The organism is Kitasatospora sp. NPDC018058 (genome assembly GCF_044327205.1).
Taxonomy (GTDB): domain Bacteria; phylum Actinomycetota; class Actinomycetes; order Streptomycetales; family Streptomycetaceae; genus Kitasatospora.
In genome coordinates this window covers 178,631-195,122 of record NZ_JBIRFA010000018.1, presented here as the reverse complement: position 1 = coordinate 195,122, position 16,492 = coordinate 178,631, and the positions used below count along the sequence as shown (strand labels likewise).

Genomic DNA, 16,492 nt, shown 5'->3' with positions numbered 1-16,492 from the left:
ACCAGGATCGTGCGCGGCCCCACCCGCTCAGCCGGAACCGGCAGAGTGCCCTGACGGAACCAGCGGTAAGCGGTATGGGGACTGATCCCCTGCGCTCGCGCCCACTCCGTCAGATTCATGAACGCGATCATAATGCAACTGGATTACGCTCACGCACACTTACGCACAGTCAGACGTCAACAGTTCACCACCCCGCTCGCCGCCGGGCGGGTTACGCTACGACCTCGCCGAGCGGGTGAGTTCATCAACCGATCCCGTGCCCTCGGGCCTCCGGCGGTGTCGTCGCGCTTCGGGAGGGGAGCCCATGGAGGACCGCGCCACCTCGGACGAGCAGTTCGCTGAGGACCTCGCAGGCATGCTGGCCGCGCCGCACGCCGTCCCGCTGGGACTGAAGCCCAACATCCCGTGGTTCGACTTCGACCTGGCCTTCGAACTCGGTCTCGGCTACGCCAACCGCGGCGAGATCGCCGCCGCCGAGGCCGTCGCCGCCACCGCGCTGGCCTCCTCCGGAGCGAAGACCCAGGCGGCGGGGCACCTGGTGACCGCCGTGGTGCACCTGAGCCGCGGCCGGTTCCGCCGGGCCTGGTCGGCGGCCGGGAAGGCCGCGAAGGTCGCCGACCCGGACGTGGCGGCCGAGGTGGCCTACGTCCGGGGGCTCTGTTTGGAAGGGCGCGGGAACCACCGGGACGCGAGCCGCCAGTACGCGCTGGTCGCCGACTGCGGGCGGCCGCGGACCTTCGCCCGCGCCGCGCTCTCCATGGGCGGGATGCTGGCGCGCGAGAGCCAGGACTGGGACCAGGACGCCTTCGACGCCCTCGGCACCGCCATCGCCACCGGCTTCCCCGAGGTCGTCGGCCCGGCCCAGCTCACCCAAGCGCTGATGGCCGACCGCGTCGGCGACCGGGACCTCGCGGAGTTCCTCTACCGGGAGGCGACCCGCGCCGCGGTGCCGCAGGCCGCCGCGCAGGCCGCCTTCCACCTCGGCGACATGCTCCAGGCCCGCGGGGACGTGGCGGGAGCCCGGGCGCAGTTCGCCGCCGCGGCCCGATCCGGCGACCCGGAGTTCTCGGGGAAGGGCGCCCTGAGCCTGGGCGTCCTGCTCATGGAGGCGGGCGAGAGCGCCGACGCCATCGAGGTCTTCACCTTCGCCTCGAACTCCCACTACGAGCCGGCCGTGGCCCGGGGCCACTGTCACCTCGGCCTGCTGTCCATCGACGCCGGGGACCTCGTGAGCGGCGAGCGCCACCTGAAGATCGCCCTGAAGCACAAGGACCCTCAGGTGAAGGCCGCGGCCGAGGCCGGTCTCGCCCGGATCCGCAGCGCCCGCAGGTGACGCGGCGGCCGCACCGGGGGTCTGTCTCCGAAGTCACTGTGCGGACCGCCTTTGAGCGGTCGACTACCAAGTCTGGTGCATCGTCAGGATCGTGGCGACCGCAGCGTGTTGATAGGACAGGCGGAAAGAGAGGGAGGAAAGGGGTTTCCCGGGGAAGCTCCGCGACCGTGTGTGTGGTGCCGTCAGCGGGCGGCACCACACACGACAGTGCCTATTCGTCGTCCTCGTCGTCCTCGTCGTCCTCGGACTCTGCGGTCCACCAGAGGTCGATTCGGTAGGTCTCCAGAACTTCCCGGTGGGCCGCCCAGATTGCGTCGGTGTCGGCCTGCCACTGCAGTTGTGCCGCGCTGAGTTTGGCGTGGAGGTTCGCCTCCTGCGCGGCGGCCTCGTGCCGTCCCTTCCAGGACACGCGACCTTCGTAGACGCCCGGGCGGGGCAGCTGGAAGTGCCCGGCGATGTCCGGGGCGAATGCGCGGATGACCACCTCGCCCGTGGGACTGTCCAGCACCGTCGGGCGTTCGCCCTCGGCCGCCCAGGTGCTGTCGGCCGGCGCAGGGCCGTCCCACACCCGTACCAGGATCTCGGCGGGGGCGATGCCTTGGAGGCTGTGGAGGTGGATCTGCGTGCTGGTGCCCGCTACCACTGTGTCCCGGCTCTGCCGGACGGCTTCGGAGTCCGTGAGGTAGGCGTCGGAGTCGTACACCTCGATGCGGCCGTTGTCGGGCCTGGCTTCGGTGCGGAACTCGTACAGGATCGGCACTGGTTGTCCTCCGGCCTTGGCGGGTGTGGCTACGGGACGATCGTGACGTAGAACGGGTCGTTGTCCAAGATCCGGTTCGTGGTGAAGACGATGCCCGCCCTGACCGGGCCCGCACGTCGGTGGGAGCCCAAGCGCTTGCGACTACGGCTGTTCTCCGCAGCCGCCCAGCTCGTCACCACCGGCCGCCGAAGCTACCTCCGCCTCGCCCGCCACTGGCCCTGGACCGACGTGATCACAGGCGCGTTCGAGCGCCTCCAAGCCCTGCCAAACCCCGACTGACCGGCAACCACGTCCTGTCCCGACGAGTCATCCCCCGACCGGAGCAGTGAAACCCGGCGCCCACCCGACGCGGCAGCCGGGCCGCAGCCATGCCCGCCACCAGCCAGAAAGCCGAAACGGCCCGCCGACAGAACCGACGGACCGTCACGGAAGATCGAGGCTAGTGCGCGACCATGGAACGGGTCAGATCGGTGTACGCCTTGGACAGCGTCGTGGTGACGCTCCCGATCTCGAAGGAATGACCGTCCACGGCACGCACCGGCTGCACTTCGTAGGCCGTGCCGGTGAGAAAGACCTCGTCGGCGCGTTGCAGTTCCTCGGGCTGGATGTGCCTCTCGTGGACGGGGATCCCCAGCTCCCGGGCGAGGGCCAGGACCGTCTGCCGGGTGATGCCGTTGAGGAAGGTGTCCGCGGTCGGCGTGTGCAGGGCTCCGTCGATCACCAGGAAGAGGTTGGCGCCGGTGGCCTCCGCCAGGTACCCGCGGAAGTCCAGGAGGAGGGCGTCGTCGCAGCCGGCCGCCTCCGCCTCGTCGCGGGCGAGGGTGCAGATGTTGTACAGCGACGCGGCTTTCGCCCGTACCGGCGCGGTGTCGGGGGAAGGACGCCGCCACCGGGACGTGTGCAGCCGGATGCCACGGCTGTGCGCGTCGCCGGAGAACACGTGCGGCCACTCCCACGCGGCGATCGCGACGTGGACGGACGTCCCCGCCCCGGACACGCTGATCTGCTCGCTGCCCCGCCAGGCCACGGGCCTGACGTACCCGTCGACGATTCCCTGCTGCCGGACGGTCTCCCGCATGGCGGCGTCCAGTTCCGCGGGACTGAAAGGGATGCGGAAGTTCAGTTCCCCTGCCGAGGTGTGGAGCCGCTGGAAGTGTTCGGCGGCCTTGAACGGCCGGCCGTCGTACACGCGGATGCCCTCGAAGATGCCGCCGCCGTAGTGCAGGCCGTGGGAGAGGACGTGCAGGTGAGCGTCGCGCCACGGCACGAACGCCCCGTCCAGCCAGATCACGCCGTCACGGTCGTCGAACGGAACGGTGGTCACGCCTGCCCCTTGTGGTCGGTGTCGTCTGCGTAGTCGATGCGGATGGACTGTTCCAGGAACCGGTGGAACTCCTCGGCCTCGGCGGTGTTCGCGTGCCGGGACAGCACGAACGCCGGATAGCCGGTGAAGTCCGGATAGGGCCGCACGACGTCTCCGGGGAAGAGCATCTGCACGACGTGATCGACCCTGGGGTCGTCGCGCAGTTCGGCCAGGCCGTGGATTGCGGTGATCCGTCCGGAACCGCCGCAGGGGACGATGTAGTTGGCCGCGGCCGCCACGGGCGTCGGCAGCGGGCCGGAGCCCAGGGATTCGGTGGCGGTGCCGGCGGCGATCCGTAGTGCCTGCGCGGCGAAGTCGATACCGGTCACCCCGGAGGCGATGTAGTGGGACACCCCGGAGCCCCCGATCCGGGCCCCCATCTCCAGCAGGTACGGCGTCACGCCGCCGCGCAGGCGCAGTTCCGTGTGGGTGGGCCCGTCCGTGATGCCGAGGGCCCGGTGCGCGGCGACCACCTCGCGCCGGATGTCCTCCTGCACGGCCTCGGGCAGCGCCGCCGGTGCGCGGTAGACGCCCTCCTCGAAGTGCGGCCCCTGGGGGTCGCCCTTGTAGCCGACGGCCAGGACCCGCACGTCACCGCCGTGGGCGAGGGACTCGACGGCGAACTCGGGGCCGTCCAGGTACTCCTCGACCACCAGGCCGTCCGTGCGGCCGAGCTTGTTCGCAGCGGTCTGCCACACCTCGTCCACGACGCTCTGCAGGTCCTGCGGGGACTCCGCCTTGGTGACGCCGAGGCTGGAGAAACCGTGGGCCGGCTTGACCACGACGGGGAAGGCCAGGCTCGCCGCCTTCTCCCAGTCGGCCGGGGCGTCCAGCCGGACGAAACCCGGCACGTTGAGGCCCGCCGCGGCCAGACGCTCCCTCATGACGCGCTTGTCCTGCGCGCCGAGCGCCACGTCGCGGCCGATACCGGGAAGTCCGAGCAGCTCGGCGGCCTCGGCGACGAACGGCACGGCGGGGTCGTAGAGGGTGACGACGCCCTGGAAGGCGTTCTCCTCGTACCGCCGCCGCAGGGCGTCCAGCGCGCCGGCCCGGTCGGCTTCGACGTCCAGCCGCAGGACGTCCACCACGGCGGGCGGCAACCGGTCCTCGGACACCGCTTCGTCGGGCCGGGGCACCAGCACGAGATCGATCCCGGCCCGTTCGGCGCTCTCGAAGACCCAGGGGAGCGAGGTGCGCTGGTAGACCAGTACGAGGGTGGGCTTGGGGCTGTCCGCTGTCATCACGAGGTCCTTTGCCGTCACGATCTTCCTTGCTGGGTGTGGACTTCGGGTACTTTCCCGGTCTGCCGCTCGTCCGAAGCCGTCTCGTCCGCGGTGCGCCCGGCCGGGCGGGCACCGCCGATGGTGAGCCACACACCGATCCCGCACAGCAGGAGCAACAGGAGCACGAGCGGTCGGGGCGCGGCCTCCCGGCCCAGGGCCCACTCTCCCAGGCGCACCAGGAACGGCACCACGAGTGCGAGCGCGGAGGTGAACAACGGCCCCTTGCGCAGGATGAGTTCGTGCGAGATGAGGAAGACCGGGGCGGTGAGGACCGCGCCGAGGATCGCGATGCCGCCCCAGTCGGCCAGGGAGACGCCGCCGAGCGGGACGAACAGGACGACCGTCAGCCCCAGCATGACCGTGCCCGCCCCGGTGACGGCGGGCAGGGCCGCGACCGGGGTCAGGTCCGCCATGCGTCGCCGGTAGACGTAGCCGTACACCGCGTACGTGAAGGTGCCTCCGAGTGCCAGCAGCCCTCCGCCCACCAGGGCGCCCCCACCGGCCCCGGAGCCCGCGCCGCCGACCGCGGAGCCGTCGGCCAGGGCGTACCCGCAGGCCGCGACCACGGCCAGCACCGTGCCCAGGACCTTGCGCGGCGTGGAGGGCTCGCGGAAGGCGGCGACCCCGATCACGAAGGTGACGCAGGGCAGTAGGGAGACGATCAGGCCGACCCGGGAGGCACCGATGAAGCCGGTCCCGAGCAGCGTTCCGGAGTAGTACGCGAAGAAGCCGAGGAACGCCAGCAGCGCGACACTTCCGCCGCGTGAGGTCGCGGCCCGGACGTCGGACCGCGACCGCGGGTACAGCAGGGCGATGACGGTGATGACCACGAAACTGGCCGCGGTCCGCCCGGCCGCCACCGCCAGTGGGGGAACGCCGTCGACCAGACGCCCGGCGAGCAGCCAGCCGGCGGCCAGCAGGGCGATCATCAGTGCCGAGAGGGCGGGCACCACGAGGTGCCCGCCCCGGCGGGGGCGCGGGGGTGCGTCCCTCACCATTCCGCCCGCTCGAACTCCAACGCGGGCATCCGGTCCAGCCCCTGCTTGGCGCGCAACAGGACCCGCTGGTCCTCGGTGAAGGCGTACCGCTGCCGTGTCGTACCGGCGGCGGGCTCGGGAGCCGGAAGGTACCTGCGGACCAGTTCCTTGGCCGCCGAGCGGTACTCGTCGTCGGTTGTGACCTCGGCCTCCAGCTTCTCGACCGTGGCGACGAACTCCCGTAGCGCGTCGAGGGCCTTGTCCCGGTCGAAGCGCAGCAGTCCGCCGTCGGCGGGGGAGCCGGCCAGCGCACCGTGCTCGCGCAGCCAGGAGTAGAGGAGGACCCCGGTGCCCGAGTCGAAGTTGCGGGTGGCGTCGTCCGCCTGCGGGTAGCGGAAGACCCGCTCCAGCAGGATCATGTCGACCTGTTCCGCCGCGAACGGGACGACACCGCTGTCCGCACAGGCCAGAACGGTCTTGGCGTCGACCTTGATCTCCTCCAGTAGGCCGACGAACCAGTTCATCTTGAGCGAGATGTGCTGGTCGAACGGCCAGAGCCCCTGGTAGTGCATCGAGTCGTGCAGATAGCCCCAGATGGCGCGGGCCTCGAAGCACACGCCGGCGTCCAGGTCCGTGGACGCACGGGGCAGGGACTCCGGAGTCAGGACGGCCTCCGCACCGCGGAGCGCGTAGGTCTCGTGGATCTTCCGCATCTTGTTGTAGAAGAACATCGCGTACGGCTGCACGGTGATCTTGTCGTGAGCGGCCACGTTCTCGGGGAAGAACACCAGGCAGTTGCCCTGCCTGAAACCCGCGCTGCCGGTGATCAGAACGAGCGACTGGCAGTTGTTCTTGGGATGCGGGTACGACACGGCCAACTCCGGCAGCGCGGCAGGCTCCTTGCGCAGCGCGAAGAAGCAGTCCAGTCGCTTGCCGACGGGCGGCGCGCTGTTCGTGCTCTGCAGCGGTGCGAGGAAGAAGACGGCCGAGCCGTCCTCAGGTACGCGCAGGGCGTCTCGCGAGCGTGCGAAGTGCGGCCGTGTGTCGAGGCCGGCCGCGAGCCAGCCGTCGACATCGGCGGCCAGCGCGGCCGCCTGGCCGTCCCGTCCACGCCGCGCGTACCAGGCACACGCCTCGCCGCGGATACGGCCGAGCAGCGCCCGGTCCGCTTCGGTCGCTCCGGGAACAGTGCCGTCGTCTGCCTGACGCTCCCGGAAGCGGTCGACCTTCGGGATCAGAGACCCGGCCAGTTCGTCGGCATCGGAGAGCAGGTCTGCGTGGACCGGAGCGGTCGCGATGGTCACAGGGCCGCTCCCACCGGGAGCAGCTGCTCGTCCTCGGCGCCGACCGCCAGAACCTGATGGACGGTGAACACCATGGGCACAGCGCCGAAGTCCCGTACCACGCGCAGTCCGTGGTTCTCGGCCGCGACGATGGTGGTGATGCAGCCCTCGACGCGACCTTCGGCACACTCGATGGCCGCCCGGGAGTTGCTCAGGACCTCCTGGATCTCCGTGCCGACGGGCACAAGACCCGTGGGCGCCGGGTGCGAGGCGACCGCGGCGGGCACGTCGACTCCATTGGTGGCGAGCACCATGTTGTGCGTCGGCATGATGAAACTGTCGACCATGTGCAGGCGGTGCAGGTTCCCGAACACTAAGGTGTGCAGCTCCGGATAGACCGCGCAGGCGACCAGCGCATGCTGTCCGTCGTCCGGAACGGCGTCGAGCGCGGACTCGATGGAGGAGTGCAGCTCCACCGTTCCCCGGACTCCCCGCCGGCGCAGCCATTCGTGGGACGCGGCTTCCAGATTGGTGCCGCGCGGGCCAAGCGTGTGCAGGTGCCGGACGCCATCCGCCCCGATTTTCGCATGCCTCATCGGCTCTCCCTCCCCCAATGAAAGATCACGGCGACCGTGCCAGGTGGTTCCTGGAGGTCTTGGACAGGAGAACATGCCCGATGGAAGTGATCAAGTGAGTGCAGACGTGATCTCGGATGATGGGCTTCCGGCGCTCGACTCTACCGCCACGGTCCTGGTGCTATTCCACTTGCCGGTGTGGACCTTCAGGTCGTAGGCAAAGTCCATGGAGCGTGGTGAACCCACCGCTTGGGGTACACGGACAGCCGCCCGCCGTAAGCCTGGTGACGGTGCCGAAGTTCTACAAAGCAGGTCGCTTCGTCATTGACCCGTTGACCCGTGGAGCCGATCAGGCGCGAGCGCGAGCCACGTGGGTCGATGCCGAGCGGGCCCTGGGCTGAGGTAAAGCGGCCGGCCCACGGCCTACTCCTGCGTGTTCGTCAACTGCATGTGTGTGATGGCTAGTTGGTCTCGAAATCGAACTCGGCGGTGACGGGTGCGTGGTCGCTCCACCGCTCCGGGTGGGAGGCCGGACGTTCGACGCGGGCCTTGATGCAGGTGTCCGCCAAGTTTCTGACTGTACATCAGATGTATTGACAATGCCATCGGAGCCGGCGATCGACTCGCTTTGTAAAACGCTCCAGCGGGGAAGTCCGCTGGAGCTTGAGGTCGGTGTCGCGTCGGCCTGCAGATGTGAGGGAATTCTGGCACGGCCGGGTTTTATGGGCCGCTGGCTGCCTCTCAGTGCTTCTGAACTATCGCTGGCTGTCAGCCGGTTAGCCGAGATCGAACACGGCGGTGACGGGTGCGTGGTCGGTTCAGCCCGCCGGCTGCCGGATCTGCCTCGCCCCGTCCTCGGTCGGTTGATGGTGGTGACTCGGGAGTTACGAGGGACGCGAGCCCAGCCCAAGGGTCGACAGCAGCCCCGGTGAGCGGCCGCCGGCGCCCGGGTGGGTCACCATGCGCACCTGCACACTCCGCTCGGCGAGCAGCGGCGCCGAGGCCGTACCCGCCAGGTCGGCGCCGATGATCACCTGCAGCCCTACCTTTCGTCCCCCTCGGGCGAGCAACCGGATCATGCAAGTGCTGATCCTACGGCCAGACACTGGTAGTGGCTCCCGAAGTGCACCAGGGGGTCGGCGGCGCCGTGTTGGTCGCACCAGATGGGCTGCCCCAGCAGGAGCAGGTGGTCGGCGGCGGCGACGGTGCGCTCGACCCGGCACACCAGGGTCGCCATCGCCTCGTCGATCACCGGGACGTCCTGGACCAGCCGGTGGCCGATCCCGGCGAACCGCCGTTCGGCCGGTGCGGTGGCGAACCGGTCGGCCAGGTCCTGGTGATGGCGGCCGAGCAGGTTGATGCCGAAGGCACCCTGGCTGGTGATCGCGGCCAGGGTGCGGCTGCTCCGGTACAGCGACACCAGCACGAGCGGCGGGCTGAGCGAGACCGAGGTGAAGGAGCTGGCCGTGCAACCGGTCGGCCGGCCCTGGGCCGTGGCGGTGACCAGGGCGACCCCCGTGGCCCAGCGGCGCATGACGCTCCGCAGGGCCGGTCCGGTGACGGTCGGGGTCTCCGGCCGGGGCGTCACCGGACCGGTCACGGTGCCAGGATCCGGCCGGGCCGTCACGACACCCTCACCGAATCCGCGACCGCATTCGGCAAGCTCGCAGCCGACTCGGCCGCCGCCAGGTCGGCCTGATTGGCCGTCAGATCCCCCAGTGCGAGGTGGCATTCGGCGCGCTGTCGCAGCAGGTCGGCTCGGTCGGCACCGGGCAGCAGCAGTGCGGCGGTGTAGTCGCGGCGGGCCGACTCCCAGTCACCGGCCTGCTGGTGGACGTAGCCACGATTGTAGAGCAGGTCCGGATTGTCGGCCTCGATCGCCAGTGCCCGGGTGAGATCCGCGACTGCGGTGTGGTGGTCGCCCGTCTCCAGTACCAGGGCCGCGCGGTTGGCCAGCGCGCTCACCAGGTCCGGCTCGGCGGTCAGCGCCAGGTCGAAGTCGCGCAGCGCCGCCTGGTCGGCGCCCGCGTCCAGCGCCAGCAGCCCCCGGGCGCACAACAGGCGGGCGTTGCCCGGATGGTGGCGCAGCCCCTCCTCGATCTGGGCCAGCGAGCCCGCCGCATCGCCCTGCTCCCGCAGCAGGCTGGTGAGGTTGATCCGGGCGTCCAACTCGTCGGGTTCCAGCTCGAGTACGTACCTCAGGTCCGCGATCGCGCCTGCCAGGTCGCCCAGTTCCAGGCGCAGGTCGGCCCGGTTGTAGTGCATCTCCCAGAACGGCGCGGTGAAGGTGATCGACTCACTGTAGTCGGCCAACGCGCCGGGCAGGTCGCCCATCCGGCGCCGCACGTCGGCCCGGTCGAAGTAGTAGTCCGGATAGTTGGGATCCAGCTCGATGACGGTGCTGATGTCAGCCAGCGCCTCCTCCAGCCGGCCGAGCGCCGTGTACACCCGGCCCCGGTTGTGCACCAGCACGGAGCGGTGCAACCGGTGTTTCTCGGCGGGGAGTTCGCGATCGATATCGGCCAGACCGGTGCTGACCAGGCGCAGTGCCTCGGTCAGGTTGCCGAGGTGGAGCTCCACCAGGGCCAGGCCGTTGCGGTTGAAGACCGACTGGAAGACGCGCTGGTCGTGGTCCGGCAGCAGTGAAGCGAGCGCGAGCACGTTGTTCAGGTGGGCCTTGGCCAACTGGTGGTCCTTGTGCTCGGGCGGGTAGTAGCGCGTGTAGAGCATGGCGAGGGCGTAGCCGGAGAAGATGTGCAGCATCGGCTGGTGGAACATGGCGCGCAGCTCGATGTAGCGCCGTTCGGCCTCCTCCGGCCGGCCGAGGACCGCCAGTGCGGTGGTGACCTTGGTGCCCAGCACCCAGTACTTCCGGGGCTCCTCGGCGGGGTCCACCAGGGCCGTGCCACGTATGGCCAGGTCGAGCAGCGAGTGGTAGAAGCCCATCGAGACCAGGTAATCGGCGGCTTCGAGGAACGCATCGGCGGCCGCTTCCCGGTCGCTGCCGTGCTCCAGGTGATAGGGGATCGCTCCGAGACGCAGGCTCCAGTCTCCGCTGCGGCGCAGCTCGGCCGCCCGCTGGTCGTGCAGTCGGGCCCGCTCGGCGGCGTCGACGCGGCGGTAGGCGGCTTGTTCGGCGGGGTCGTGGGAGGTGCCGTCGGACTCGACGTAGGCCTGGGCGAGCTTGTGATGATCCGTCAGATTCTCGTGCTCGTTGGGCTGTTGGGCGCCAGTGTGGGTGGCGTGGGCGGCGAGGGCCGTGGTGAGTTCGGGGATCAGCTCGGCGCCGCCGGTGTGCACGGTGACCGTCACCAGGTCCGGCCGGGCCCGGCGCAGCAGGATGGCGAGGAACTCCTGGTCGGTGTGATCGGCCTCGTCGACCCGGTCGAAGCGCAGGGCCAGCGCGTGGCCGAGCTCGCGAGCGTGGCCGTGCAGGAACTCGACGATGCCGTGGGCGAGACGGCGGGTGCGCTTCGCCGGGTAGAGGCGGGTGCGCTCGTTGGGCACGGCCAGCGAGGTGAGGGTCTGCGGTCCGGCACCGATCAGGTCCTTGAGTTCCGGAGCAGCGGACAGGATTTCGACGGCGTGGTGCGCCACGAGCTCCGGGCGGGCCCGGTGTGCATCCGGCACCAGTGAGCGCAGCAGTGTGCCCAGGCCGGTGTACGGTCCGCACAGCCGCCTGTGGCAGTCGGCTCGGGCGTCGTACCGGTCGTCGTGCGCGGTGCCTTCGGGCTGGAGGCGCCAGGTGTGGGAGGTCACGGGTTTCCTTTCGTGAGTGCGCGGGCCGGTCACGGGGCGGCGCGGTGGTGCCTGCGGCCGACCAGCATGGGCAGCACGACGACCTGTACGACGATGAGGAGCAGGGCGACGGCGGCATCCCAGAGCCGGCTGTCGCTCAGCGAGCGGTGCGCGATGCCGTCGGCGAGTCGCTGGGCGAACGTCACGGCCGGCAGGACAATGGTGAACACCGCGGCGACCAGCAGGACGGCGGTGCCGATCGCGGTCAGCAGGGCGAACCAGGGGGCCAGCGCCCGCTCCCGCGCCGACCAGCGGTCCTCCGCCCAGCCGCCCCGGCCCAGACGGTGGCGCAGATAGGCCGAACCCACCTCGTGCAGGTTGGCGCAGCCCAGGGCCGTGGCGAGGACGTAGTAGAGGTCGGTGCGCAGGAAGATCAGGAACTGCCAGGCCAGCCGGGGCAGGATCAGGTACGCCACGGCGAGGGCGAACCGCCCGGCCCAGGAGGGTCCGGTCGCGAAGTCGGCCGCCGCCGCGAGGGTGAGCGCGCCGAAGAGCACGACCTCGCCGAGCATCCCGGCCAGGAAGGGCAGATAGCGCTGCGCGGGCCGCACACCGAACAGCGCATTGAGTCGGGTCTCGAAGACCACGAAGTAGAGCCGTCGCCCGATGCCCAGGCTGGTGGGCAGGCCGAGCCTGCGGCCGGCCAGGACATGCCAGCCCTCGTGCCAGAGCATGAGTGGCATCTGCAGCACGGCGAGGGTCAACTCCACCGCGACCAGGGACGGGACGAAGAACACGTTCCGGGTGTGCGGCTGCAGTCGGGGCTCGCAGATCATCGCCGCGATCGCCAGTGCGGTGATCAGCGCGTAACAGCTCCAGCCGAGCGGCGAGAACATGGCACGTCCCCAGGCCTGGAGGCGTACGGGCAAGGGCTCGGCGGCGGCGCCGGACTCCTGGACGAAGCCGAGATCGCGCATGGTCTCGACGAAGTCGGCCAGGTCGACCGGCTCTCCGTAGGCCGCGTCGTACCAGGCGGCGGCCTCGGCGAGCGGCATGCCGTCGGCCAGGCGTCGCAGCAGCGCTGCGCCGTCCTCCGGGAGCAGCGCGAAGGAACCGGTGTCGGGCCGGCCCACCAGCGTGCCGTCGCGTTCGGTGACGAAGGTGAGCGGATGGAACGCGAGGTCGGCGGTCGCCATGATCTCTCCCTCGGAGGGGTGCGGGCCTCTCGGACGGGTGCGGCGGGACGAACCCCGGGCCTGCGTGCTGTGGTGCACGCAGGCCCGGGGCATCACCAGGTCAGCAGACCACGAGGATGTAGAACGCCGGCGAGGTGAGCTTGATGGCACCGGTCTTGCGCACAGTGATCTTCTTCATGGTTCGACTCCCTTGATGAAGAGGTGAGTTGGCGCCGACCACCCTGGTGGCGGATCGGCGAGTCCGACGATGGCATGCGGCCCGGTGGGTGGACATGGGTAGTCGGTCCCCGTCTTCCTGCCATCAGCCGGGACGGAAAACGGGGGTCCGATCCCCATACCAGGGCGGCCGGGTTCGGACACCATCCATGCCATGCGAAATGACGCCCTCTCCGTGATCGCCTGTGGCTCGATCGCGGCCAAGGACCTGCCGAACTACCTCGTCTTCCTTCGTCAGGAGATCGACCTGCCGTTACGGGTCCTGCTGACCGCGAGCGCCGCGCGCTTCGTCCACCCCCAGGTACTGGCCTGGCACGCGGACGAGGTGTACGTCGCCGACGACCCGACCCTCAACCCCACCGAGTTCGCGCACCGCTCGCTCGGCCTGGTGGTGCTGCCCGCCACCGCCAACACGCTGGCTGCGGCGGCACTCGGGCTGGCCGCCACGCCGGCCCAGACGGTACTGCTGGCCCACGAGCGGCCCGCACTGTTCTTCCCGAACATGAACGGCTCGATGTGGCGCAAGCCCGTGACCCGACGTCACGTCAGTGCGCTGCGCGCCGACGGCCACACCGTGGTCGAGCCGACCGAGCGCGAGATGTTCCTGCTGTGGCAGAAGGAGAACGGCGTCGGGCCTGCCATGCCGATGCCCGACGAGGCCGCCGAGACGGTCGTGAAGTGGTTGGAGGAGGCCCTCAACGGCGACGACGAGTCGGCATAGGGTTGCCCCTGCAGGCGGATCGGATCAGCAGACCGGAGGGGATCACGATGGCGGAACTGCGCGTGGACCGATCCAGTGGACTCGTCGGACGCGAGGACGAACTCGCCCTGCTGGACCGCGCCCTGCAGGACGCGCGGCAGTCGCGGGGCGGCACGGTGTGCGTGACCGGAGAGCCGGGGATCGGGAAGACCAGACTGGCCGGCGAGGCGATCACGCTGGCCCGGGAGGCCGGGATGACCGTGCTCAAGGGCCGCTGCATCGCCACCGGCCCGGCTGTGCCGTACCGGTCGCTCACCGAGGCACTGCTGTCACTCGCCCGGGCCGGTGGCGCGCCGCCCACCGACGCGCTCGGACCGTACCTGCCCGTGCTGGGCCGTCTGGTACCCGAGTGGGCGATCGGGGACGCCTGCGACCGGTCGCCGATCGTGCTGGCCGAGGCCGTGCTCCGGCTGGCCGCCGCCTGCGGCCGGGAGCGCGGCTGCCTGCTCGTCATCGACGACCTGCACGACGCGGACCTCGAGACGCTGGCGGTCCTGGAGTATCTGGCGGCCAACCTGGCCCTGCTGCCGGTCGCCGTCGTCGCCACCCTGCGGGACACGCCGGGCGCCGCCCACGAGCTCGCGGACACGCTGGCCCAGCGCGGGGAGGCCGGCCTGTTGAGACTCGGCCGGCTCGGTGCCGCGCAGGTGCACGCGCTGACCGCGAGCTGTCTCGGCTGCCCGCCGGCCGAACTGCCTGTGGCGGTGTCCGACCGGGTGCTCGCCGACAGCAGCGGAATCCCGTTCACCGCCGCCGAGTTGATCCGCGGCATGCGCGCCGAGGGCCGACTCGTCCGCACCGAGGACCGCTGGCGGCTGGTCGGCACCAGCCGCGCGGCCATCCCGTTCACTCTGGTCCGGGCCGTCGAGCAGCGGGCGGAGCGGCTCGGACCGCAGACGCTCCGGCTGCTGTCGGCCGCCGCAGTGCTGGGCCGCAGCTTCCCGCTGTCGGTGGCGCGGCGCTGCGCCGCGCGGGACGACCACGAGCCCGCCGGCTCGCTGCGCTCCGCCGTCGTCGACGGCCTGCTGGTGCCGGACGACGAGCGTGGGCCCGACTGGTACGCCTTCGAACATCCGCTGACCCAGGAGGCGTTGCTCGACCGGCTCACGCCGGCCGACCGGGCCGAGCTCGCCGCTCGGGCCGTGGCGGCCATGAACGAGCTCGACCCGAGCCTGCCCGGCACATGGTGCCTGCTGGCCGCGCGGCTGCACGGGCAGGCGGGGGACCGCCGGACCGCCGCCGTCCGCTACCTGGAGGTGGCCCGCCGTGCCCTGGCCGGCCACGGGCCCGGAACGGCGATCGCGGTGCTGCACGAAGCCCGGTCGGCCTTGGGGCCTGTCGACGGACCGGACATCCACCTGCCTGACGACGCCGTACCGGCCGGCGTGCGACGGGAGTTGCTGGAGACCCTGCTGCTCGCCCTGGCGGACGACGGCCGGCTCGACCGGGCCACCGAGGTGGCGCAGCAACTGCGCCGGGCCGATGTCGAGGCCGATCCGGGACGCCGGGTCGAGCTGCACGTGCGGCTGGCCTGGGCGGCGCAGGTGGCCGGGCAGTGGGACGTGGGACTGGAACAGGTCCGCGCGGCCCGGGAGCTGCTGCCCGAGGGGGCGGGTGCGCGAGACACCGCGGGCATCGACGTGGTCGAGGCCTACCTGATGGTGTCGACAGCGGAGCAGGGGCGGATCGGCCGCAGCGAGCAACTGGCCCGCCGGGCGATCGAGGGAGCGGAACAGCGCGGTGACCACGCACTGGCCTGCCAGGCGTGGTACGCGATGGGTTTCGCGACCCGTGGGCGTTCCCTGGCCGAATCCGACCGGTGCTTCCGCCGCACGCTGGGGATGGCCGCCGAGAGCCGCCAGGTGAGCTGGCACAACCACGGGCTGATCGGCCTGGGCAGCAACGCCTGGCTCGCCGAGGCCGACCTGGACGGGCTGCACCACGCCCACCAGGAGGCGATGCGAACCGGTTGCGTGAGCCTGGCGCACAACGTCGGGGCGATGCTGGCGCTCGACGCGGTGCTGCGAGCCGACTTCGACCGGGCCACGGCCCTGCTGGACGGCTCCAGGGCCGAGACCGAGCGACTGCAGCTGCACTCGGTGACCCGGTACGCCCTGATGGTGGGCGCGGTGGCCGCCGCCCACCGGGCCCGCAGGCCCCAACTGCGGGCGGCGCTCGCCCGGTTCCGGACCAGCGGTGGGAACGAGTCGCGGGAGGCACCGCTCGTGCTCGGCCTGGCCGAGCTGTTCTGCGCGCTGCTGGAGGAGGACCACGAGCAGGCGGCGAAGCTGGCCGCGCGGCTGGCCGCCGCCGTCCCGCCGGACGAGGAGAACTACTTCCACCTCGCCGGCAGCCACGGGCTGGTCCTGCTGCTGTCCGTGTTGGCCGGGCGAGCCGACTGGGCAGAGGTCGAACGGATCACCGCGAGTCAGGCGGGCCGGATGCGGTGGAACCGGCAGTTCGTCGGCTTGGCCCGGGCGGTCCTGTACGGTCGGGAAGGTCGCCCGGCCGAGGCGGTGGCGGCGTGCCGCGCTGCGCAGGCCGACGCGGTGATCTTCCCGACGGCTCGTCACCTTGGCCTGCGTCTGGTCGCTGACGCTGCAGTCACCGACGGATGGGGGGCAGTCCGCGACTGGTTGACCGAGGCCGAGACGTACTTCCACCACTCGGGTGCCGACGCCGTCGCCGCCGCGTGCCGCTCCCGGCTGCGTTCGCTGGGCGCTCCGGTCGGGCAGCGCCGCACCGGCACGGATCGGATTCCGGCCGAACTCGTCGCGCTCGGCGTCACCCTGCGCGAGTACGACGTCTTCTGCCTGCTGGTCGAACGCGTCGGCAACAAGGCCGTGGCCGCCCGCCTGCAGATCTCTCCCCGGACGGTCGAGAAACACATCGCCAGTCTGATCGGCAAGACCAACTCCGCCACCCGAGCCCAGCTGTGCGATTTCGTGGCGGACTTCCTGGCCGCACGGTAGGCCTGCCGAGAATCTGATGCGCCACCCTGTCAAAGT

Annotated in this window: 13 protein-coding genes and 2 pseudogenes; 4 read left to right on the top strand and 11 right to left on the bottom strand. The window is 70.9% G+C overall.

The window, feature by feature from the left end:
- Positions 1-119: pseudogene (locus tag ACH4E7_RS25865) on the bottom strand (IS607 family transposase); the annotation flags it as partial.
- A gap of 185 nt (positions 120-304) precedes the next feature.
- Here ACH4E7_RS25865 and ACH4E7_RS25860 point away from each other — a divergent pair.
- Entirely contained in the window at positions 305-1,333 is a 1,029-nt protein-coding gene (locus ACH4E7_RS25860; protein WP_396251422.1) for a tetratricopeptide repeat protein, read from the top strand.
- Positions 1,334-1,544: 211 nt separating this feature from the next.
- Here ACH4E7_RS25860 and ACH4E7_RS25855 read toward each other — a convergent pair whose 3' ends face one another.
- Positions 1,545-2,093, bottom strand: coding sequence for a hypothetical protein (locus ACH4E7_RS25855; protein WP_396251421.1), 549 nt, complete (start codon positions 2,091-2,093; stop codon positions 1,545-1,547).
- Between the two features lie 90 nt (positions 2,094-2,183).
- Here ACH4E7_RS25855 and ACH4E7_RS25850 point away from each other — a divergent pair.
- Positions 2,184-2,372: pseudogene (locus ACH4E7_RS25850) on the top strand (transposase); the annotation flags it as partial.
- 160 nt (positions 2,373-2,532) lie between these two features.
- On the opposite strand, the gene ACH4E7_RS25845 reads toward ACH4E7_RS25850, so the two are convergent.
- From ACH4E7_RS25845 to ACH4E7_RS25805, 9 genes are all read right to left on the bottom strand, one after another.
- Positions 2,533-3,417 (bottom strand): branched-chain amino acid aminotransferase, encoded by an 885-nt coding sequence (locus ACH4E7_RS25845; protein WP_396251420.1) that lies wholly within the window; start codon positions 3,415-3,417, stop codon positions 2,533-2,535.
- The gene (locus ACH4E7_RS25840) at positions 3,414-4,697 is read right to left on the bottom strand and encodes an ATP-grasp domain-containing protein (protein WP_396251419.1); all 1,284 of its coding nucleotides are present in this window, start codon (positions 4,695-4,697) and stop codon (positions 3,414-3,416) included. Before ACH4E7_RS25840 ends, ACH4E7_RS25845 begins: the two co-directional genes overlap by 4 nt.
- A gap of 17 nt (positions 4,698-4,714) precedes the next feature.
- Entirely contained in the window at positions 4,715-5,737 is a 1,023-nt protein-coding gene (locus ACH4E7_RS25835; RefSeq protein ID WP_396251418.1) for a DMT family transporter, read from the bottom strand.
- Complete coding sequence (locus ACH4E7_RS25830; RefSeq protein WP_396251417.1) at positions 5,731-7,020, bottom strand: DUF6421 family protein; 1,290 nt, start codon at positions 7,018-7,020, stop codon at positions 5,731-5,733. The genes ACH4E7_RS25835 and ACH4E7_RS25830 overlap by 7 nt, the downstream gene beginning before the upstream one ends.
- Positions 7,017-7,595: a bacilysin biosynthesis protein BacA gene (locus tag ACH4E7_RS25825; RefSeq protein ID WP_387623301.1), complete on the bottom strand. Its 579-nt coding sequence runs from the start codon at positions 7,593-7,595 to the stop codon at positions 7,017-7,019. Before ACH4E7_RS25825 ends, ACH4E7_RS25830 begins: the two co-directional genes overlap by 4 nt.
- Before the next feature lie 863 nt (positions 7,596-8,458).
- Positions 8,459-8,608, bottom strand: a complete 150-nt coding sequence (locus ACH4E7_RS25820; protein WP_396251416.1) for a hypothetical protein — start codon at positions 8,606-8,608, stop codon at positions 8,459-8,461.
- Between the two features lie 41 nt (positions 8,609-8,649).
- Complete coding sequence (locus tag ACH4E7_RS25815) at positions 8,650-9,174, bottom strand: flavin reductase family protein (RefSeq protein WP_396251415.1); 525 nt, start codon at positions 9,172-9,174, stop codon at positions 8,650-8,652.
- Between the two features lie 23 nt (positions 9,175-9,197).
- A complete protein-coding gene (locus tag ACH4E7_RS25810) occupies positions 9,198-11,333 on the bottom strand; it encodes a tetratricopeptide repeat protein (protein WP_396251414.1) in 2,136 nt (711 codons plus the stop codon).
- 29 nt (positions 11,334-11,362) lie between these two features.
- Positions 11,363-12,508 carry a hypothetical protein gene (locus ACH4E7_RS25805; RefSeq protein WP_396251413.1) on the bottom strand — a complete coding sequence of 382 codons (1,146 nt, stop codon included), beginning with the start codon at positions 12,506-12,508 and terminating at the stop codon, positions 11,363-11,365.
- Positions 12,509-12,878: 370 nt separating this feature from the next.
- On the opposite strand from ACH4E7_RS25805, the gene ACH4E7_RS25800 reads away from it, so the two are divergent.
- Positions 12,879-13,445, top strand: coding sequence for a flavoprotein (locus ACH4E7_RS25800; RefSeq protein ID WP_396251412.1), 567 nt, complete (start codon positions 12,879-12,881; stop codon positions 13,443-13,445).
- Positions 13,446-13,492: 47 nt separating this feature from the next.
- Positions 13,493-16,456: an ATP-binding protein gene (locus ACH4E7_RS25795; RefSeq protein WP_396251411.1), complete on the top strand. Its 2,964-nt coding sequence runs from the start codon at positions 13,493-13,495 to the stop codon at positions 16,454-16,456.
- Positions 16,457-16,492: the final 36 nt, after the last annotated feature.